Below are 18520 nucleotides of genomic sequence, written 5' to 3' on the forward strand. Positions count from 1 at the left end.
AGTGGTCTTGACAGGGGGACCATTATAATATGATGAATGTGGCTATGCAAATATGCCCTTCCACTTTGGGAAGTACAGCCTTTTTGAGCTGAATCATTTGGCAACCCAACTCAATGCGTTGAACTTTGATGGTGAGAGCAAATTTGTTGGTGCATACACATTGCTTCATCGAGATATGACCTTGCAAAAAGCCATCAACATCACCTACAACATTCAAAACAACAACCATATCGACTATAGTCCAGCCAGAGATGTGACAGAATTGGCTGAGTTTTATTTGGAAAATGACCTAATTCCAGAGGTGAAGGCCTTGCCAGACCCTTCCTACCAATGGGTGTTGACCCACACGGATTATCAAAAATTGGGAACGGAAATCAAAAATCGTGAAAACGGCGTATTCATTAGTGCTGGATACGTCATCATGGATGAGCTGGATGATTTATACGATGGCACATTCCCTATGCCAGAGCCAGCGCCACACACCCTTGCCCTGTGCATCGGCTATCGCAATAACCCATATGGGGATAAACGAACCACCCTCACACTACCAGCCACCCAAGAGGATTTTGACCAACTGCTGACATACTTTGAGGTCACAGACCTTCGTGAGCTGAGCTGTTATGGTCTGGATAGCTGTGTCCCCATGCTAGATCCCATGGATGTGTGCATGGAAGATATGGCCACATTTAATCAATTAGCCCAAAGCCTTGCCCGATTTAGAGAGCAGGGTACGTTGCCTATTTACAAGGCTTTGCTAGATGCTATTCCTGTTATCTCCATCACCACCGCCCATCAAATTTGCAAATTCGTGGATCAGTTCACCTTGGTGGATGATGTGCGTGATTCCGCTGAATATGGGAAACGTCTTTGTGAGTCGCTCATGCCCGATGAACTAATCCATTGCGTTGACACTGCCCGATATGGCAACATGATTGCCCAAGAAAATGGTGTCAGCATCACCCAATATGGCACATTGGTGCCCAAAGACAATGTGCCTTTGTTGGACAAAATTGCTCAGGACAACAAGCCAAAACCTATGACATTCGGTGGAATGTCATTCTAACTACATTATCATTCAATTAAGAGCCGTGTGTTTCGCTGTACCCAACAGCAAAGCTCACGGCTCTTTTTTGCGTTTAAGGAAGTGATTATTGTTAAAAAAAGTATCATCCCATGGGTGGGTGGCAAAGCCAAACTTATGTGGATTATCAATCTACTGGCCCCATTAAAATATGGGCGTAGTATTGATGTGTTTGGTGGCAGTGCCACGGTAACATTGAATTTAGAATGTCCTCACAACAAGCTGAAGGTCTACAATGACTACAATGCCAATCTTGTGAATTTGATGCGCTGTGCAAAAGAGCGCCCTTTGGGTCTTATTAAAGAAATTGGTTTTTTGCCACTCAATTCTCGTGATGATTTTGAGATGTGCAAAAGATTCATTTCCCAAGAGGAATTTGCAGAGGAAGATTTAAAAGCGGAATTAGAGTTGACAGAAATCATGTTCCCTCCACCACAAGCAGAAGAATTAAAGCACATTATGCTGAAAAAGTCAGCAGATAAAGACTTGAAACGAGCCGCCATGTATTACAAATTGTTGCGATATAGCTTCAACAGCAATGGGGACACATTTGGCGGTAAGAATTGCGACATCCGCAGATTTTTTGTAGATATTTGGAAATTCTCTCGTTACTTCAAAAGAGTGGTGGTTGAAAATAAAGATTTTGAAGCAGTGATTAAGCAATATGACAGAGCAGATGCCTTCATTTATTGTGACCCACCCTATTACGAAGCGGAAGGGTTTTACGCTGTTATTTTCACAGCAGAAGACCATATCCGACTGCGTGACACGTTGAAAGAAGCCAAGGGCAAGGTGATGGTCAGCTATAACAATGCAGATTACATCAAAGCTCTATATGAGGAGTTTTATATTTTCTACACCACACGTCCTAATTCTATGGCTAAAAAAGAAGGTGAGGTCTATGAAGAATTGATTATCACCAATTACAATCCAAAGGAATTCCTCCCTGAAAAAACAGGGCAACTGAATTTATTTTCCTTCTTGCTCAATGCTGAGCCTGAAGGTGAATATAAACTTATCCACCAACCCATTACAAACGAAAAGGAGCCAACAACATGAACCAAACAACTACAACTAAGCCCCCCATCACCTATCTGCCCCACGAGCTATTGGACGCCTGCAAACTCAATACCCAACAGGGTGTCGTCATGAAAGCAAGTGAAGGCTTATTGGTTTTGTTCAACGCCAAAATGGTGCCAGGCGAACTGGTAAGCGTGATTGCAGACCTTCACAAAATTGCCGATACGCTGAAAACTCGATTGGTAGAAAGCTGTGGTCTGTGCGATAACTGTGAAGATGACCCACAAGGCAGTCCCCAACAATGGCGCACCGAATGCACCGCACACCAAGAACTGCTAGACCCCAAACTGAGCATTCAAGTGCCAGATTTTTTGCGCAAGGAGGCTGGCATTCCTTTGGATGCCAAGCTAGATGCCTACGCCGATGATGAAAGCGGTGAAATCATTGTGCTCCAAGCTGAGTACAATTACGACATCTCTGATGTGCCAGAATTTCTGCTCAAAGAGCTGTTGGACGCTGGCATTTGTCTGCCAGCATTGGAAGAAGCCTTGCGTATGGAGAATCCCATCTATGCAAAATAAAGAATTTATGGTTGCTTAATCAGTTTGTATGGTTTGTTTATCTTTTGGCAGGACTGTATCACAAATTGGGTGCCACGGCTCCTTCCATCCCAAAAAATCAATACAAAATCAGCATAATCTATGATTTCGAGATTTCGTTTTAATGGCGCACCTCGCTTGTAATGCGCATAATTGGGCAAAAATTCTGTGAGTTTTAAGTTGTGCGCTATGGCATACTCTTTTGCAGAGGTATCTACACCTTTTGCCCCACCGCTAATTATTTCCTCTACATCAGAGGGCAAGTGTTCCTGTAAATTGGAAATGGTCAAGTTTCTTGACCCGATAATAGCCAGCTTCATAGCAAGCTCCTTTGTGCATACTAAAATAGATAACAATATGATAACACTCTGTTTGTGTAAATTCAAGGTGATTGTTAGTAAACTGTTATCAGTATGTTATATATGGAGGTCGCCATGGCTACAGATAAAATTCAAACAGGAATCCGTTTTACAGAGGATATGTTGCTTAAAATTTCGCATATTGCAAAGAAAAACCGTCGTTCACTCAATGCACAGTTGGAATTTCTAGCGCAGACGTGCATAGAGAAATATGAAGAGGAAAATGGTGAAATTGCACTCACCGAAGAAGACAAATCTCGATACCGTTAAACACAAAACACAGTGCCTACACCCGAAACATGGTGTGGGCACTGTGTTTTGTAAAGGAGGAAAATCATGAGCCAAATCACTCTAGAAAACCACTGTATCTACTATTATAACAATCCTGCTGGGTATATCCAAGAGGCGCAAGCCATTGTGGATACCATGTTTCAGCGAGATGACCTGTGCCAATGGTTACAGCATCAAAACTTAAAACCACAGTGGGAAGACGGTGTGATGGAGCGACTCATTCAAGGGCAAATCCCCTTGGGTGAACAGGCTCCCACACAAAAGGCGGTGCGCATTTGGCAGTTAAATGCTGACGTGGATGTGCGTATGAAATTTATTTCCCTTGAAGAATTGCAACGTCACTTTGGTCCGCCCGACCCACAGAATTATCACACTGTTTACGATGGCGCTATGGGTATCAATGATTTAGAGGATATCTACACCCTTTGCAACATCCATCACCCACAAGGCTACACGGGACACTCCTTATCCATGGGCGACGTGGTGGAACTGTATGATGATACAGGTAGCCAATTTTTCTATTGCAACCGTATGGGCTTTGATGCAATCGCCTTTACAAAACCCCAACAAAATCAAACAATGAGCATGAGTCTATAAGGCAGCCAATGGCTGTCTTTTTTCATGCCACAACGAAATGGAGTGACTCAATATGAAGAAACTTTACAACAAAGCAAAAAACAAAATCAACGCCGTACTGACAAATGCGCGTCGTGCTTTCCAGTGTATCCGTGGCGTGGGCTACATTGAAGCCACTGTCAAAATTTTGATTTCCGTACTGACGGGTACACACCTCGCCCTCCACAACACCCGTGGCGAAGGTTACATTGACACCGCTGTAAAAATCTTGATTTCCGTGGTGTTGGGCGCCTTGCTTCTGGCTGGGCTCTATTCTTTGTTCAATGATACCGTAATGCCTACCTTGACCCAACGCATTACTGATATGTTCGATTACGCAGGTTAAAAAAGAAAGGATTTACAACTTATGAGTCAAATTTCAACTACAAATTTTGAAGTACGCATCTATCCCTCTCGCACAGAAGGTGCCGTGAAAGCCACGGCTTCCGTAACCATCAATGGTTTTTTTGCTGTCAACAACATCCGTGTTGTGGATGGTTCTAAAGGCCTGTTTGTAGCTATGCCACAGCTGAAAGGGCGAAACGGGGAATACAAAGATATTTGCTTCCCTTGCACCAAGGATGCCAAGGCGGCAATGGATCAAGCGGTGCTTTCTGCCTTTGAGCAAACCATGGCACAACGCAGTGGCCAAGGACAGGGCTATGGTCAATCTATGTGATTTGAACCACTGGCACCTACTCTTATTTGGGGTGCCGTTGCTGTTGGCAACCTATTGGGACATCCGATGGCACATCATCCCCAATTGGCTGTGTGCCACTGTGTTCTGCGTAGGGTTCGTGGCCTTTCAACCTAGCCATTTGCTGGGGATTTTTATTGCCCTACCCTTGCTCATCGGTGCATTGGTGGAGCGAAATAGCACACACAGCATTGGTGGCGGTGATATAAAATTCACCGCCGCCTGTGGCTTTGTGTTAGGTGTGCAGACTGGCATGGTAGGACTGATGCTGGGGCTGTGCCTATTTGTCGTTTACTATGCAATCAAAGGTGTCGCCCTGCCACAGAAAAAAGGGCAGCCCATGCCCATGGCACCCAGCCTATCTGCAGGGTTTACGGCCAGCTTTATAATAGCACAATTCTAAATCCGATTAAAGGAGGATTTTTCTATGCAGTATCTAAGAAATCGCACCGTTTTAGGTGTGCTTTGTATCTTATTATCCCTTGTGATTTGCTTTGCCCTCACACCGCTGTTCAACCAAGCCATTACAGAAAAAACGGAAATTGTCCGTGTGGTAGCAGAAATCAGCGCAGGCGAGGAAATCACCAAAGACATGGTGGACGTGGTGGAAGTAGGTGGTTACGGATTGCCTAGCAATGTCATTCGCCAGAGCGATACAGTGGTGGGGCAATATGCTCTTGCTGATTTATCTGTGGGTGACTACATCTTAGCCACCAAAGTGTCTGCCACACCAGCGGCCGAAAATGTGTATCTTTATAATTTGGATGGCACCAAGCAAGCAATTTCCATCAGCATTTCAGACTTCGCCAATGGCCTGTCTGGTAAACTCCAATCTGGGGATATTGTGTCTGTGATTGCACCAGATTATCAGCAGCGTGGCATCACAGAAATCCTTGCTGAGCTGACCTATGTGGAAGTGATTTGTGTCACAGCCTCCAGTGGTTACGATGCCAATACAGGGGAAGATATTTCTGATGAGGCGGAACTGCCTGCCACCGTCACCCTCTTGGTCACGGCGCAACAGAGCAAAATCCTTGCACAGTTAGAGTCTGAAGGCACCATCCATCTGTCTCTGGTTTATCGTGGTGACACGGAAACAGCAGCAGAGTTTATCGCCGCACAAGATGCCACCAATTTAGCGCTCTATCCTGTGGTGGAGGATCTGGAGCCTACAGAGGATGTGGCCATAGAGCCAGAGAGTCAGGAGGTAACAGCGTAAATGAATTTCAAAAAAAGAGGACTTTTCACTGGTAGCAAAGCTGTTTGCGAGGAACCATCTATGCCAGAGAAAGGGATTTTGGCTGTATGGGGTAGCCCAGGTTGTGGCAAAACCTTAGCATCTATTAAACTGGCGCAACATTTGGCATCTAAAAAGCAAAATGTATTGCTGGTTCTTTGCGATATGACAACGCCAATGCTCCCCTGTGTTTGCCCAAATTCTCAGGTGGATACAGAGCGTTCCATGGGCAATGTTTTGGTGACGGAAAAGATGAATCAAACCTTGATTAAGCACAATCTTACCACATTGAAGAAGTACAAAAATCTGGTCATTCTAGCCATGCGAAAAGGGGAAAATGAACATTCCTATCCAGCACCAACCCAAGAGCAGGCAGAAGCCTTGCTGACAGCGCTGAGAGAAACAGCACCCTATGTGATTGTGGATTGTAGCAGTTATATCAGCAGTGATGTGCTTTCATTTGTGACCTTGATGTTGGCTGACCATGTGCTACGATTGGCCAACGTAGACTTGAAATCGGTCAGCTATTTTTCAGGGCAAAACCATCTCCTGCGTGCTGAAAATTGGGATGCAGGCAAGCAATATAAGATTGCTTCCAATGTAAAGCCCAATCAAACCCAAGAGCAAATTTATAATTCCATCGGTGAAGTGGCATTCAAATTGCCCTATTCTACGGAGCTAGAGGGACAGTTCTTGGCTGGCACCTTATTAGATACCCTGCAAATGAAAGATGGACGTGCCTATGACAAGGAAATTGCACGGATTTCTAAGGAGGTGTTCGGATGCTAAATGCCCACACACCCAAAGCAGGTCTTGGCACCAACCGTTTTCACAACCTGTTTTTTGAAGCTGAAAAGGAAGGGCAAGACTTTTCAGTAGTTCTGGCTGGGGTGCAAGCTTATATTGCAGAACAGCATAGCACATTGATTACAGAAAAAGGCATGGATGCCAAAGCCTATTTGAAACGCTATATCACTCAATACCTCCAAGATAAACGCATTGCCGTACACGGTATGTCTGGGGCAGAGTTGGTGGATGCGTTGTACTCTGAAATGGCTGAGTTCGGCTTTCTCACCAAATATATTTATGGCACAGGCATTGAGGAAATCAACATCAATTCATGGCGTGATATTGAGGTGCAATACTCTGATGGCAGAAACGAAAAGTTGTCAGAACGGTTCCAATCGCCACAACATGGCATCAACGTAGTCAGACGGATGCTTCACATCAGTGGTACTGTGTTGGACAATGCCAGTCCCATGGCCTTGGGGCATTTAGGGAAGAACATTCGGATTGCCGCCTTGAAAACACCCATTGTAGATGAAGATGTAGGCATTGTGGCCTCCATCCGTATCGTCAACCCTCAATCCATGCAAAAGCAGGATTTTGTACAAAGCGGTACCGCCACAGAGGCAATGCTGGATTTTTTATCCCACTGTATCCGATACGGTATTTCTGTCTGTGTGGGGGGCGCTACTTCTAGTGGCAAAACCACCTTGGCAGGCTGGGTCTTAAGCACCATTCCTGATAACAAACGCATTTACACCATTGAAAACGGCTCTCGTGAATTAAACTTGGTGCGTGAGGTGGATGGTGTGGTGCAAAATTCTGTTATCCATACCCTGACCCGTGAAAGTGACGATGCACGCCAAAATATCGACCAAACCAATCTTTTGGACATTGCGCTACGGGTCAATCCTGATGTAATTGTAGTCAGCGAAATGCGTGACGCAGAAGCCAATGCTGCCGCCGATGCCGCCCTAACAGGTGTGGCTGTGATGACCACCATCCATGTGAGCGCCTCGTCGGGTGTTTACACACGGATGGTGTCTTTGTGTAAGCGTGGTGTGGATATGTCTGATGAAGCCTTGATGAATTATGTGACCGAAGCCTATCCCATTGTGGTGTTTTGCAAGCAACTGGAAAATAAGGAGCGACGGTTGATGGAAATTCAAGAGTGTGTTATTTTGCCAGATGGCACACGGGAATTCCGTACCTTATTCCAATATGTTGTCACAGAAAACAGGGTGGAAGATGGTCGGTTCATCATCGAAGGACACCACCAACAGGTGCATCCCATTTCTGAAAATCTTGCCAAGCGGTTCTTGGAAAACGGTATGCCAAAGACCACTTTAGAGCTGTTACGAAAGGGGGACTAGCCCATGCTACAAATCCAGCTCATTGCCTGCATTGGCATGATTGTGGGGCTGTTTATCGTCTTTCAAATCTCACCTATGGCGTTCACAGGCGATGTGTTTGAACACTTCACCAACCAACCAAAGACCATTCGAGATGACGTAGATCAAGTGACACACCGAAAAAAGCAATCCTTTTTCCGTAGAGAAATTGCGCAGGTACAAGACATTCTCTCTGTGACAGGGCGCTCAGCACAGTTTCCCATATTGTGTGCCGTGGCACTGGCTTGCTTTGCCCTTGGCACCTGTATCGCCATCATGCTCTCCAATTTCTTTTTGGTGCCAGTGCTGGCCATTGGTTGTATGTTTCTACCTTTTTGGTATGTAAAGCTGATGGCCAGTCACTTCAAACGAGATATTTCCGCAGAGCTTGAAACGGCACTTTCCATCATCACCACCGCCTACCTGCGCACAGAGGATATTCTCATGGCTGTGGAGGAAAACATCAATTACCTAAATCCGCCTGTCCTATCTGTGTTTCAAGCCTTTGTATCTCAAGTGCGATTGATTAACCCAGATGTGGTGGAGGCGTTGTACACCCTCAAAGGGCGCATTGAAAACCCTGTCTTTCGGGAATGGTGCGATGCCATCATCGCTTGTCAAGGTGACCGCCATTTGAAAACCACCTTAACACCCATTGTGTCTAAGCTCAGTGATATGCGTGTGGTCAATGGGGAGCTAGAAAATCTGATTTTTGAACCACGCAAAGAATTTGTAATGATGCAAGTGTTGGTTCTAGGCAACATTCCCTTGCTATATTTTCTCAACCAAGATTGGTATAACGTGCTGATGCACACCCCATTGGGACAGCTGATACTGGCGCTTTGTGGTGCAGTGATGTTTATATCCACAGCCTTTGTCATTCATCTGACACAACCCATTGAATACAGGAGGTGACACCTATCATCTATTTATTTGGACTCTTTTTTGCCACAGGTTTGTTTTTCATTGCCGCAGACCTTTTGAAGCTACCCACCCTTGCCACCAACAAAGCCATGCTAGAAGTGTCACGCCAGCGCAATGTAAAAGCAAATATCATGGACACTCTATTGCGAACAACGGCGGTAAAGGCTTCACGTTTTGTCTATATAGATCCCTACAAAAAAATTCGTATGGCTCATACCTTGACCGCAGCAGGACTCAGTGAATCGCCAGAGCTATTCACCGCCCAAGCCATTGTGAAAGCAGGCTTCATTGCCATGATGGCCCTTCCGTGTTTTGTGGTGATGCCACTTGTGGTGCCTGCAGTGCTATTTTTGGCCATTCTCATTTATTTCAAAGAAATCCGCAAGGCTGATGAAGCTCTATTGGAAAAGCGGAGCCAAATTGAACTGGAATTGCCACGTTTCGTTGCCACCATCACCCAAGAGTTGAAAGCCAGTCGTGATGTGCTGTCTATTTTGGAACAGTACAAGAAAAACGCCAGTGAAACCTTTTCTGATGAACTAGGCATCCTTGTTGCGGATATGCGCTCTAGCTCATATGAGGCCGCCTTGACTCGTTTTGAAGCACGATTCAATTCCCCTATGCTCTCAGATATCACCAGAGGGCTTACTGCGGTCCTTCGTGGGGATGACAACGTGGTGTATTTTCAAATGCTCACCCATGACATGAAGCAATTAGAATTGCAACGTCTCAAAGCACAAGCTATGAAAATCCCTCCTAAAATCCGTGTCTTTTCCTTTGCCATGCTCATGTGCTTTATGGTCACATACATCGCCGTGATTGTTTATGAAATCATTACGTCCCTTACAGGACTATTTTAGGGGGTGTGCAAATGAAAAAAGCATTGAAAAACAGCCGTGGTGAAGGGTATATTGATGTGATCATCATTGTACTTTGTGCCATGATGGTGCTGGCACTGGCAGTGCGTGTGCTACCAGTTTATATCGCAAAGCAGACCATAGACACCTTCGCCACAGAGCTAATTCGAGAAGCGGAAATCGCTGGTCGTGTAGGCACAGAAACGACACAAAGGGAACAATATCTGGTGGAAAAAACAGGGATACAGCCAGACGTCACATGGTCTGACAGTGGCAAAATCCAACTAAATCAAGAAGTGAGTGTGGAAGTGACCTATGATGTAGATATAGGGCTGTTCGGTGACTTTGCCAGCTTTCCCATCACCCTTCGTGCGGAAGCCACAGGCAAAAGCGAGGTGTATTGGAAATGATACTGCGCTGTAAAGCTGCCCTAGCCAACACCAAGGGTTCAGCGGTACCATTGACCGTGGCTATTACCCTTGCACTGCTCTTGTTGTTCACAGGCATATCGGAGTATTTTAGATTGATGCTGATTGCCCAAGGGGTGCGAGATACCCTGCAAACAGCGGTGATTGCAGTGGTCAACGACAACTACGACGATGTGTATCACAGCGTGCGTGAGGGTTATTCTGGGGCATATCGTCCTGTGGCAGAAACCTTTGAAGAAAGCTTAGATTACAGCGATATCTATGCCTTGATGGATGACACGCTAGGGCTGACCTATGACAATGGGTATTATGTTCAATACACCAGTCAGGGTGAAGTGGAGTACAGGCTATGGGGGTTGGATGTGGACATCGAAAATGCACCCATTTCATCAGGGGACATTGCATCACAGCGCTTTGTTGTGGACAGCACCCTCAAACTAGAGGTGCCTGTCTCTTTTGGGGGAACGTTGCTCCCGTCTATGACCATTACCCTGAAAACCAGTGCTGGATACACTCCACGCTTTTAAGAAAATTACGCTTCTCATATCTTTAGACTAGACTTATGCCATCTCTTATGGTAGTGTGTGGCATAAGATAAAAATGCAAGGAGAACCAAAGTATGAACAATACCAAGAAATATTTGATTATCATGGGGGCGTTGGCCGCCTGTGCTGTGTTGGTAGGGCTGATCGCCCAACAATTCCAAAAAGATGTGGTCGAAGATGAACCTTTACCCACTATCACGGAAGAAGTCACCGATGTGGTGGTGGACATTACGGTGCCTGAGCAAGAACAGACAGACATCATTATCATCGCACCAGAAGTCAGTCAGGACACCACTCAACCAGAAGGTGCTGTTGATACTGGCACAGAGCAAACCATTCAACCAGACATTCCAGAAAAACCAACCTATACGGAAGAAGAACTCTCAAACCCAGAGCCACCCTCTAGCGGTGACACAACGGAGCCACCTGTTGTAGAAACCCCTGCACCAGAAGAATCTACCAACACAGGCAGTAACAGTGGCGGTGGGTTACCGGGGTTTGGGGATGTAATCGTAGGTGGCGACAATCAAGCCATCTATGTTGAAGATATGTATGAAAACGGCAACAAGGTTGGAATCATGGGATAATATAAATAGCAACGCAAATGCACAGCTCTGGCTGTGCATTTTTCGTTGTAGAAAGGAATTTTTATGGGAAAACGAATACTGGCATTTTGCTTGTGCGTGTTGCTATTGTGTGGTCTAACTGGCTCCGCCTTGGCGGTGGGGGATGGCAACATTGACTCTGGTGGCAGTGGCATGGGGGATGGCTCCAGCGGAAACTTTTGGAACCCTGGCATGGATGGTGTCCGTGTCACAGTGGTGCGCTCTAGCGATCATGCTGTGGTGACAACCCCCATCGACTTGACCAACAAAACCATTACATCGTCAATTTACCACTTCGGAAAAGTGTCTAAAAAGCAATATAGCAATGGCCTGTCACTAATAGCCTACCAAGATAGTTACACATATTACAAACCGTCTCAAGCCTTACCCACGGTGATTAGTTCAGAAGGAACAAACAATGCTGATGCAATTAAAAGTTATTTTACCGATGAACAGGTCATTCGCTCAATAGCATCATTAGTAGGCATGAATTATGATGTACTCATTGGCGGTGATTATAAATTACTGTTGGAACCCATCGCCTACTACACATTCCAAGGCGTGTACATTGCATCCACGGCAACAGAAGCCGCCATGTATGACCAGATGATTAGTGGTTCACTTCGGGCGTGGATGGTATCTTTGTCACATAAAAATCTACCCTTGGCCATGTTCTTAGAAGTCAGTGATTTGGGCTATCCTGCGTGGACGGGTAGCACTACAACCCCAGCCACCAACGATGACATTATATCGTCCTTGGGGGTTGGGGTTGTTCGATTTGAAGAAGAACCAGAGATTACAGTGCCACAGGCGTACGATTATCAATACAGAGTGAATACAGAAGTGATTACCTCAGTGTATGTCAGTGGTGGACAATCTGACCCAGATAATGCAACGGTGGTGTATTTCAACATCAATGGCACACGATACAGTGTGGGGAATATTTACTATCCTGACGGAGATGGACAACTGGCTTGGGTGAAATGGACAACGCCAGACCAGCCACAAACCATTGAAATTGAGGTGTCTGTGTCAGGCCCAGGGGATACAGAATCCGCCACCATTGTGTGTGAGATTGTGGATTTGGATGAGAACCCACCACCCAATCCTGTGGCTGATGATAGAAACAACGACTTCACAGAGGCTGACGTACCAGAGCGAGCTGTGTCAACCAGTGCCACTTGGGGTGTTTGGACACCGTGGTGGCAGGAATATTGGGTGGATCGAGGATACTTTGTCCTTGGTTTTTGGATTTCAGTGTGGGTGGATGAAGGCTGGTGGGAGTTTGACTACAACCAATATGAGGCGACATTGACCGCATCTATGGACATTACCTGCGATGACGAAAACCCCACCGCCAGCGGTAGCACCATGAAATCTGGCTACGGCATCAATCAGACGGTGACAGCCAGTGTTAGCACTACACAGAGTACGGCAACTACCTCGCCACAAAATGGAGTCAGCTATTTCCCAGAGTTTGGCTACGACACCTATTGGCGACTGCTGGAGGAAACCAGTTCTGGCAAGTTCCAGTTCCAGAAAAATGTGTACTCCACCTATCAAAATCGCACACACTTTACCCCAATTTGGTATCCCGATGGGAGCTATACCGTGAATACGTGGGTCATAGATTGTTGGACACCAGTGGGGATGCTATCTGCCAATTTAACAGACAGCCTTACCATTCATGGTAGCCTTTGGGATGACTGGCATATTGCGCCCCTTAGCCCTTAATTTTCAACGATAGAAAGGTAACTTTATGAAAAAATATATGAAATTTGGCATCTTCGCCTGCATTGTGATGGTGCTTGTGACCTGTCTTGCCAGTCCTGCCTTTGCCACAGGCACAGGCGATGTGGCAGGTGCTGTGGAAAGCACATGGGCAGATGCTTCAGCGCAAATCAAAAGCGTGGTCAACAACGTGGTATTCCCAGCCATTGACCTGATTCTTGCCGTGTTCTTCTTCGCCAAACTAGGTCTTGCGTATTTCGACTATCGCAAACAAGGCCAATTCGAATGGGCGGCACCAGCCATCTTGTTTGCGTGTTTGGTGTTCACCCTGACAGCGCCACTTTATGTATGGGATATTATTGGATTAGCTTAAAAATATTTTCAAAAAAATGTAACCTTTAGACGTTCTCATTCGTGTTATAATTAGATGGCCATTAAAAATAAGGAGAACAACAATGAGTGATGAAAAGCTTAGACATTTAATAGATGCTTATGCTGATACAATTTTAAGGCTTAGTTTTAGTTATCTTAAAAACCTACAAGATGCCGAAGATGTGTGCCAAACGGTCTTTATTAAAATGTATAATTCAAGTAAAGAATTTAATGATAACGCACACGAAAAAGCTTATATTTTGCATATCACAACAAATGTGTGTAAGGATATTTTAAAAAGTTCGTGGAAGAAACGAAATGTTGATTTTGAAAGTATTGGGGATATACAAGCACCGAATACAGAAGAAAATGACGTTTTAAATCAAGTGAATAAACTCGATGAAAAGTATCGAACAGTAATATATCTCCATTATTATGAGGGATATAAGGTAGCTGAGATAGCAGAAATTCTTAAAATTTCAGTCGCTAATGTAAAAATAAGACTTTCACGAGGTAAAGGTAAATTAAAAGATATTTTGGAGGAAAACTAATGAGTAAATATAATGATGAAATAAGTAAAATTCACTTTTCGGACGAGGGGAAAATAAATCTTATGAAAAACGTAAAAGAAAATGCAAATAAAAATAAAGTAATCAAATTTAGCAAATTATCAAAAGTATCAGTTATAGCAGCTTCACTTGCTTTAGTTTCAGTGACTGCATTTGCAACAGGGATTTTACCACCTGTGACTGAAATATTATCACCAATCTTTGGTGGTTCGGTTGGTCAAACGGAAATTATTGAGCAAATCGGTAGACCAATTGGTGCAAGTGACACGGATAAAGGTGTAACAATTACAGCAGAAGCTATTATCGGTGATAAAAACAATGTTTGTGTTGTGTTTAAAGTGGCACAAGAGGACGGTTCGCCTTTAGAATTGCCTGATTTTGTAAATTATGAGGACTTGGTTGTTTCAGGAACAGGTGTTATTTTCACTCAATTAGGTGGAACACATGGTAATTCTCGCTTTGAATTGGGAGAAGATGGGCATTATCGTGTGATTCAATATATAAGCAGTGATGATGATATGCCCTTTGGTGAAAATGTTACAGCAAGTTTTGAAGATTTAGGATATTGGGGAGATGATAATAAAATCCATACTTTAGTTGACGGAACATGGAAAATGAAATTTGAACTAAATTATGAAGATACATCTATTACCATTGATGTTGGTGAGAGTTTTGTAAAAGAAGATGTGGCATTCACAGTGAATTCTCTAACAATTTCTCCCGTAGGACTTCTTGTGGACTATACTTTTGACAAAACACCTACTCTTTCAACAGAATCAGGTCAATCAACAGACCTACAAAAAGAAGAATATGCGTTGTATAATGAACTTGGTATTGTATTAACAATGCAAGATGGAACAAAACTAGAATTTTCTTCTGGTGGAGGTGGCTCTGTACAAGATGGCTACACACTGGCACATAAATCAGGCACATTTGATGAAATTATTCCTCTGGAAGAGATTGATTCCATCACAGTCGGAGATATTGTAGTATTTTTAGATTAATATTAGGACAAGATTAAGTCAAGTCGAAAGGCTTGGCTTTTCTTTTGTCAAAATAGCCTTAATGCAACATTCTTTTGGGATATTATTGGAATTTAACAAGCTTGACAACAAAGTTTCTGTGTGATATTATGATGTGGAATAAAAAGATTAAATATGAGCATAATAATATCACACGGGAGGTGTTTTTTTGCAGTTAAATTACAGTGAACATCTAGGAAACCTGATAGAGCAAGTGCCTGTAGGCATTCCAATCTTTACCGATAAGGTTGCTAAAACAATGGCGCAGGAACTAGATGTGCCGGTTATAGAAGTCAAGGATATTGTAAATCTCAACCTGAAACGCCTTGCTGACAAGCGCATGATTGAACGAGTGCAAAAAGGTGTGTATTATAAACCCAAAATGACGGTCTTTGGAAAGACACCGCCACCCATAGAATTGGTTGTGCATGAATTATGCACCAGAGAAGATGACCAGCGGATTGGATATGTAGGCGCCGAATCCTATTTACACCAGCTAGGCTTATGCACACTTATGCCTAAGCAAAAAGTAATTGTCACCAATAAGCATCGTACAAAAATAGCAGCAATGACACAAACGGTGCTAAAAAAACCTGCCACTACAATCACCACAGAAAATTATCGATACCTGCAGATGATTGATGTCATTACAATGCTAGGGACTTCCTATGTGGATGCATTAAACCCTAAAGCCATCATAGTAGATGCCATTCAAAGCTATCACATGGATAAAATAACATTGCTTAAAATGGCCAAAAAGCATTACCCTCAAAAAGCGTTGCTACAAGTATTGGACATCGTATTGGAGGACACACATGAACTTGCACACTGATAGAGATGCCTTTTCGGTCTTGATTGCCAACGTGAATCAACGCACAGGCATCCGCTCTGACATCATCGAAAAAGATTATTATGTCTGCTTATTATTATTTGAATTGGCGCAAAAGCAAGGGGAATTACCTGCGTATTTTAAGGGCGGCACTGCACTGTACAAAGCAATGAAAACCCTCAACCGCTTTTCTGAAGACATCGACTTGACTGTGGAAATCAATGACTGTTCAAAAAATCAAGGGAAATTGAGGTTAGAACGAGCCACCAATAAATATGTGGAATTACCCAGAACCGCAAATAAGGAAAGCGAACACAATTCACGGGGGAGCATCACTGCTATTTATGATTACGTACCAGTGACAGATATTGATCCAGAAGATGTGTTGCAGCGCTTTGGTCATGTGAAGGTTGAATCCACATCTTTTACTGTGAGCGAACCGTTCGAGGTGTCAGAAATCGAACCACTGCTGTATACAAAGGCCACTGATGAAGAAAGGCACATCTTGCAAGAATCCTTTCAAGTGGCCCCCTTCTCGATTAAAAGTATCAAGCAAGAACGCATATTTGCAGATAAGATACTGGCCGCCGAATTTTATTATGTGCGTAATGAACTGTTTGACGTATCAAAGCATCTCTATGATTTAGCTGTCATGATGAAATTACCCAGAATACAAATACTGCTAAATGACGATGCGCAGTTGGCAAAAATGCTTGGATATAAAAGATTAGAAGAAACGTTTCGCATTGGGAGTGACCTATCTACTCTGCCATTGAATCAATTCAAGCTGTTTTCAGAGCTGAAGGATAATCGTAGTTTGAAAAATGACTTTCGTAGAATGCAAGAAATCTATGTATTCAATGCAGACGATACCTTTAGTTATGATGAAATGGTGCAGTCCATGGAGCAACTGTATAGTCGTTTACTTGCCTTGGATGAGGGGTTATAGATGAAAACCTTCTGTTGAAGCGAATATGATGTAATGATGTACCCACAGCGTTTCGCTGTGGGTACAATTTTGTATTCATACAACAACCACTGGCTCTGCCAGTGGATAAAAAGCTTATAGCTATGGACAAAATAAAAGCTCCCCGATATAGTAAAGTCAAGGTCTGCCAACCTAACTTACAATATCGAGGAGGTCTTCACATGAAAGACATTAACAGTCTAACGCATACTAAGTGGCGTTGTCAATACCACATCGTATTTGCGCCCAAATATCGGCGACAAGCAATTTACGGTGAAATAAAGCAAGACATAGGTTTTATACTGCGGAAATTATGCGAACAAAAAGGGGTAGAAATTATAGAAGCAGAAGCTTGCCCAGACCACATCCACATGCTGATAAGTGTGCCGCCAAAATACAGTATAGCGCAAATAATGGGCTTTTTAAAGGGAAAAAGTAGCTTAATGATATTTGACAGGCACGCAAATTTAAAGTACAAATATGGGAACCGACATTTTTGGGCGAGAGGCTATTACGTGGACACGGTGGGGCGAAATAAAAAGCAAATACAAGAGTACATAAAGAAGCAACTGCAAGAAGATGAAATGGCAGACCAAATGAGCCTGAAAGAGTATACAGACCCGTTCACGGGTAGCAAGAATACCAAGGCATAAGAAAAACCCCTTTAGGGGTAGCCCGAAACAGTAATGCACGTGGCAGACCATTCGGGACCCCTTTAGGGGTGTGTCAGTACCATGCCCTTCTAGGGCTATCCCAAGCCACCAGCTCAGCTGGTGGTTTTGACTGCCACATATCTTGAATGAAGGGATGATACACTCTTGTCAATATTGCTTGTATTTCCATCACCATTCTCGTTGGTATTGATGATAGCTATGTGCCATACATTCCTATATACTTGCCTTGTAAATCAAAGGAAAAAGGAGTGACTATTATGGACGAAACCAAATCGTTATGCGCCAAGATACCCGTGGCATTGCACAGTAAAGTGCGGACTCAGCAGGAGCAAAGTGGCTTGACTTTGAATCAATACATGGAGCAATTACTCACCCAATATTACAAAATACAGGAGGGGAAACCAATGACAGACGGCACCAGAACCATGGCACTACAAATTCCAGAGGAACTATTCGACAAGCTCAAGGCGCATCTCAAAGCCACAGGAAAAAGTCAAAAGGCATTCATCATCGAGCTAATCGAACAGGCTCTGGCAGACGAATCTTAATTACAACAAAACACACCAATCGCCTAAAGAGCAAGACTGTGAAAACAGCCTTGCTCCTTTTTTATGAAAGGAATCAATATGACTGTAAAATCATTTTTAGAACAACATCCATCCGATGCCATTTGCTTGATGACACCTTGTGGATATGTGAACTTAACGGCGGAGAGCATCCCGAAACTTTTGCAAGGCCAATCAATTTATTCTCATTTGGGGGTAAGTGGTAGTCAGCAGGAAATTTCAAGTGCAGAAATCTTGGAACAAGAATTTTGCCAGGAACCACAAAAAGAGCAAGGTATTTGGTATGCTATGACACAGTCGCCAGCCCCTGTCATGTCCATGCAAATGCAATCCATGTAATTCTTGACCACGGAGG

At 43.9% G+C, this 18520-nt stretch carries 26 protein-coding genes; 25 read left to right on the forward strand and 1 reads right to left on the reverse strand.

Going from position 1 to position 18520, the window contains the following annotated elements:
* Window positions 1-52: 52 nt before the first annotated feature.
* From RFF05_RS17875 to RFF05_RS17885, 3 genes are all read left to right on the forward strand, one after another.
* The gene (locus RFF05_RS17875; RefSeq protein ID WP_409968348.1) at window positions 53-1063 is read left to right on the forward strand and encodes a hypothetical protein; all 1011 of its coding nucleotides are present in this window, start codon (window positions 53-55) and stop codon (window positions 1061-1063) included.
* A gap of 81 nt (window positions 1064-1144) precedes the next feature.
* A complete protein-coding gene (locus RFF05_RS17880) occupies window positions 1145-2140 on the forward strand; it encodes a DNA adenine methylase (protein ID WP_409968349.1) in 996 nt (331 codons plus the stop codon).
* Entirely contained in the window at window positions 2137-2682 is a 546-nt protein-coding gene (locus RFF05_RS17885) for a hypothetical protein (RefSeq protein WP_409968350.1), read from the forward strand. The genes RFF05_RS17880 and RFF05_RS17885 overlap by 4 nt, the downstream gene beginning before the upstream one ends.
* A 5-nt stretch (window positions 2683-2687) precedes the next feature.
* Here RFF05_RS17885 and RFF05_RS17890 read toward each other — a convergent pair whose 3' ends face one another.
* On the reverse strand, window positions 2688-3020 hold the full coding sequence (locus RFF05_RS17890; protein ID WP_409968351.1) for a hypothetical protein: 333 nt from the start codon (window positions 3018-3020) through the stop codon (window positions 2688-2690).
* Between the two features lie 114 nt (window positions 3021-3134).
* On the opposite strand from RFF05_RS17890, the gene RFF05_RS17895 reads away from it, so the two are divergent.
* From RFF05_RS17895 to RFF05_RS18000, 22 genes are all read left to right on the forward strand, one after another.
* Window positions 3135-3329, forward strand: coding sequence for an Arc family DNA-binding protein (locus tag RFF05_RS17895; protein WP_409968352.1), 195 nt, complete (start codon window positions 3135-3137; stop codon window positions 3327-3329).
* Between the two features lie 66 nt (window positions 3330-3395).
* Window positions 3396-3947, forward strand: coding sequence for a YodL domain-containing protein (locus tag RFF05_RS17900; RefSeq protein WP_409968353.1), 552 nt, complete (start codon window positions 3396-3398; stop codon window positions 3945-3947).
* Between the two features lie 163 nt (window positions 3948-4110).
* Window positions 4111-4311: a DUF6133 family protein gene (locus RFF05_RS17905; protein WP_409970141.1), complete on the forward strand. Its 201-nt coding sequence runs from the start codon at window positions 4111-4113 to the stop codon at window positions 4309-4311.
* Window positions 4312-4332: 21 nt separating this feature from the next.
* Window positions 4333-4644, forward strand: coding sequence for a SpoVG family protein (locus tag RFF05_RS17910; RefSeq protein ID WP_409968354.1), 312 nt, complete (start codon window positions 4333-4335; stop codon window positions 4642-4644).
* Window positions 4628-5065, forward strand: coding sequence for a prepilin peptidase (locus RFF05_RS17915; RefSeq protein WP_409968355.1), 438 nt, complete (start codon window positions 4628-4630; stop codon window positions 5063-5065). The genes RFF05_RS17910 and RFF05_RS17915 overlap by 17 nt, the downstream gene beginning before the upstream one ends.
* A gap of 24 nt (window positions 5066-5089) precedes the next feature.
* Window positions 5090-5881 carry a Flp pilus assembly protein CpaB gene (cpaB, locus tag RFF05_RS17920; protein ID WP_409968356.1) on the forward strand — a complete coding sequence of 264 codons (792 nt, stop codon included), beginning with the start codon at window positions 5090-5092 and terminating at the stop codon, window positions 5879-5881.
* Window positions 5882-6688, forward strand: coding sequence for an AAA family ATPase (locus RFF05_RS17925; protein WP_409968357.1), 807 nt, complete (start codon window positions 5882-5884; stop codon window positions 6686-6688).
* Window positions 6682-8058 carry an ATPase, T2SS/T4P/T4SS family gene (locus RFF05_RS17930; RefSeq protein WP_409968358.1) on the forward strand — a complete coding sequence of 459 codons (1377 nt, stop codon included), beginning with the start codon at window positions 6682-6684 and terminating at the stop codon, window positions 8056-8058. Before RFF05_RS17925 ends, RFF05_RS17930 begins: the two co-directional genes overlap by 7 nt.
* Before the next feature lie 3 nt (window positions 8059-8061).
* Window positions 8062-8991, forward strand: a complete 930-nt coding sequence (locus RFF05_RS17935) for a type II secretion system F family protein (protein WP_409968359.1) — start codon at window positions 8062-8064, stop codon at window positions 8989-8991.
* Window positions 8988-9860 carry a secretion protein F gene (locus tag RFF05_RS17940; RefSeq protein WP_409968360.1) on the forward strand — a complete coding sequence of 291 codons (873 nt, stop codon included), beginning with the start codon at window positions 8988-8990 and terminating at the stop codon, window positions 9858-9860. The genes RFF05_RS17935 and RFF05_RS17940 overlap by 4 nt, the downstream gene beginning before the upstream one ends.
* 11 nt (window positions 9861-9871) lie before the next feature.
* Entirely contained in the window at window positions 9872-10267 is a 396-nt protein-coding gene (locus RFF05_RS17945) for a DUF4320 family protein (RefSeq protein ID WP_409968361.1), read from the forward strand.
* A complete protein-coding gene (locus tag RFF05_RS17950; protein ID WP_409968362.1) occupies window positions 10264-10812 on the forward strand; it encodes a hypothetical protein in 549 nt (182 codons plus the stop codon). The genes RFF05_RS17945 and RFF05_RS17950 overlap by 4 nt, the downstream gene beginning before the upstream one ends.
* A gap of 92 nt (window positions 10813-10904) precedes the next feature.
* Entirely contained in the window at window positions 10905-11417 is a 513-nt protein-coding gene (locus tag RFF05_RS17955) for a DUF6550 family protein (protein WP_409968363.1), read from the forward strand.
* 63 nt (window positions 11418-11480) lie between these two features.
* Window positions 11481-13169, forward strand: coding sequence for a hypothetical protein (locus RFF05_RS17960; RefSeq protein ID WP_409968364.1), 1689 nt, complete (start codon window positions 11481-11483; stop codon window positions 13167-13169).
* Window positions 13170-13206: 37 nt separating this feature from the next.
* Complete coding sequence (locus RFF05_RS17965; RefSeq protein WP_409968365.1) at window positions 13207-13539, forward strand: DUF3852 domain-containing protein; 333 nt, start codon at window positions 13207-13209, stop codon at window positions 13537-13539.
* 82 nt (window positions 13540-13621) lie between these two features.
* A complete protein-coding gene (locus RFF05_RS17970; protein WP_409968366.1) occupies window positions 13622-14089 on the forward strand; it encodes an RNA polymerase sigma factor in 468 nt (155 codons plus the stop codon).
* A complete protein-coding gene (locus RFF05_RS17975; RefSeq protein ID WP_409968367.1) occupies window positions 14089-15111 on the forward strand; it encodes a DUF4179 domain-containing protein in 1023 nt (340 codons plus the stop codon). Before RFF05_RS17970 ends, RFF05_RS17975 begins: the two co-directional genes overlap by 1 nt.
* 187 nt (window positions 15112-15298) lie before the next feature.
* Window positions 15299-15961 (forward strand): DUF6088 family protein, encoded by a 663-nt coding sequence (locus RFF05_RS17980; protein WP_409968368.1) that lies wholly within the window; start codon window positions 15299-15301, stop codon window positions 15959-15961.
* Window positions 15945-16907: a nucleotidyl transferase AbiEii/AbiGii toxin family protein gene (locus RFF05_RS17985; RefSeq protein WP_409968369.1), complete on the forward strand. Its 963-nt coding sequence runs from the start codon at window positions 15945-15947 to the stop codon at window positions 16905-16907. The genes RFF05_RS17980 and RFF05_RS17985 overlap by 17 nt, the downstream gene beginning before the upstream one ends.
* 200 nt (window positions 16908-17107) lie before the next feature.
* Window positions 17108-17578 (forward strand): IS200/IS605 family transposase, encoded by a 471-nt coding sequence (gene tnpA, locus RFF05_RS17990; protein WP_409967221.1) that lies wholly within the window; start codon window positions 17108-17110, stop codon window positions 17576-17578.
* Window positions 17579-17856: 278 nt separating this feature from the next.
* Window positions 17857-18147, forward strand: coding sequence for a 4-oxalocrotonate tautomerase (locus RFF05_RS17995; protein ID WP_409968370.1), 291 nt, complete (start codon window positions 17857-17859; stop codon window positions 18145-18147).
* A 63-nt stretch (window positions 18148-18210) separates the two neighbouring features.
* Window positions 18211-18504, forward strand: coding sequence for a hypothetical protein (locus RFF05_RS18000; RefSeq protein ID WP_409968371.1), 294 nt, complete (start codon window positions 18211-18213; stop codon window positions 18502-18504).
* Window positions 18505-18520: the final 16 nt, after the last annotated feature.

It is taken from the genome of Bengtsoniella intestinalis (genome assembly GCF_039719005.1).
GTDB classification, from domain to species: domain Bacteria; phylum Bacillota; class Clostridia; order Oscillospirales; family Oscillospiraceae; genus Oscillibacter; species Oscillibacter intestinalis.

Coding starts and splice junctions, on each gene's coding strand:
- RFF05_RS17975 (WP_409968367.1), top strand. CDS start 14,089: ATGAGTAAATATAATGATGAAATAAGTAAAATTCACTTTTCGGACGAG.
- RFF05_RS17970 (WP_409968366.1), top strand. CDS start 13,622: ATGAGTGATGAAAAGCTTAGACATTTAATAGATGCTTATGCTGATACA.
- RFF05_RS17900 (WP_409968353.1), top strand. CDS start 3,396: ATGAGCCAAATCACTCTAGAAAACCACTGTATCTACTATTATAACAAT.
- RFF05_RS17895 (WP_409968352.1), top strand. CDS start 3,135: ATGGCTACAGATAAAATTCAAACAGGAATCCGTTTTACAGAGGATATG.
- RFF05_RS17930 (WP_409968358.1), top strand. CDS start 6,682: ATGCTAAATGCCCACACACCCAAAGCAGGTCTTGGCACCAACCGTTTT.
- RFF05_RS17950 (WP_409968362.1), top strand. CDS start 10,264: ATGATACTGCGCTGTAAAGCTGCCCTAGCCAACACCAAGGGTTCAGCG.
- RFF05_RS17955 (WP_409968363.1), top strand. CDS start 10,905: ATGAACAATACCAAGAAATATTTGATTATCATGGGGGCGTTGGCCGCC.
- RFF05_RS17910 (WP_409968354.1), top strand. CDS start 4,333: ATGAGTCAAATTTCAACTACAAATTTTGAAGTACGCATCTATCCCTCT.
- cpaB (WP_409968356.1), top strand. CDS start 5,090: ATGCAGTATCTAAGAAATCGCACCGTTTTAGGTGTGCTTTGTATCTTA.
- tnpA (WP_409967221.1), top strand. CDS start 17,108: ATGAAAGACATTAACAGTCTAACGCATACTAAGTGGCGTTGTCAATAC.
- RFF05_RS17985 (WP_409968369.1), top strand. CDS start 15,945: ATGAACTTGCACACTGATAGAGATGCCTTTTCGGTCTTGATTGCCAAC.
- RFF05_RS17995 (WP_409968370.1), top strand. CDS start 17,857: ATGGACGAAACCAAATCGTTATGCGCCAAGATACCCGTGGCATTGCAC.
- RFF05_RS17960 (WP_409968364.1), top strand. CDS start 11,481: ATGGGAAAACGAATACTGGCATTTTGCTTGTGCGTGTTGCTATTGTGT.
- RFF05_RS18000 (WP_409968371.1), top strand. CDS start 18,211: ATGAAAGGAATCAATATGACTGTAAAATCATTTTTAGAACAACATCCA.
- RFF05_RS17945 (WP_409968361.1), top strand. CDS start 9,872: ATGAAAAAAGCATTGAAAAACAGCCGTGGTGAAGGGTATATTGATGTG.
- RFF05_RS17965 (WP_409968365.1), top strand. CDS start 13,207: ATGAAATTTGGCATCTTCGCCTGCATTGTGATGGTGCTTGTGACCTGT.
- RFF05_RS17885 (WP_409968350.1), top strand. CDS start 2,137: ATGAACCAAACAACTACAACTAAGCCCCCCATCACCTATCTGCCCCAC.
- RFF05_RS17935 (WP_409968359.1), top strand. CDS start 8,062: ATGCTACAAATCCAGCTCATTGCCTGCATTGGCATGATTGTGGGGCTG.
- RFF05_RS17890 (WP_409968351.1), bottom strand. CDS start 3,020: ATGAAGCTGGCTATTATCGGGTCAAGAAACTTGACCATTTCCAATTTA.
- RFF05_RS17875 (WP_409968348.1), top strand. CDS start 53: ATGCCCTTCCACTTTGGGAAGTACAGCCTTTTTGAGCTGAATCATTTG.
- RFF05_RS17915 (WP_409968355.1), top strand. CDS start 4,628: ATGGTCAATCTATGTGATTTGAACCACTGGCACCTACTCTTATTTGGG.
- RFF05_RS17925 (WP_409968357.1), top strand. CDS start 5,882: ATGAATTTCAAAAAAAGAGGACTTTTCACTGGTAGCAAAGCTGTTTGC.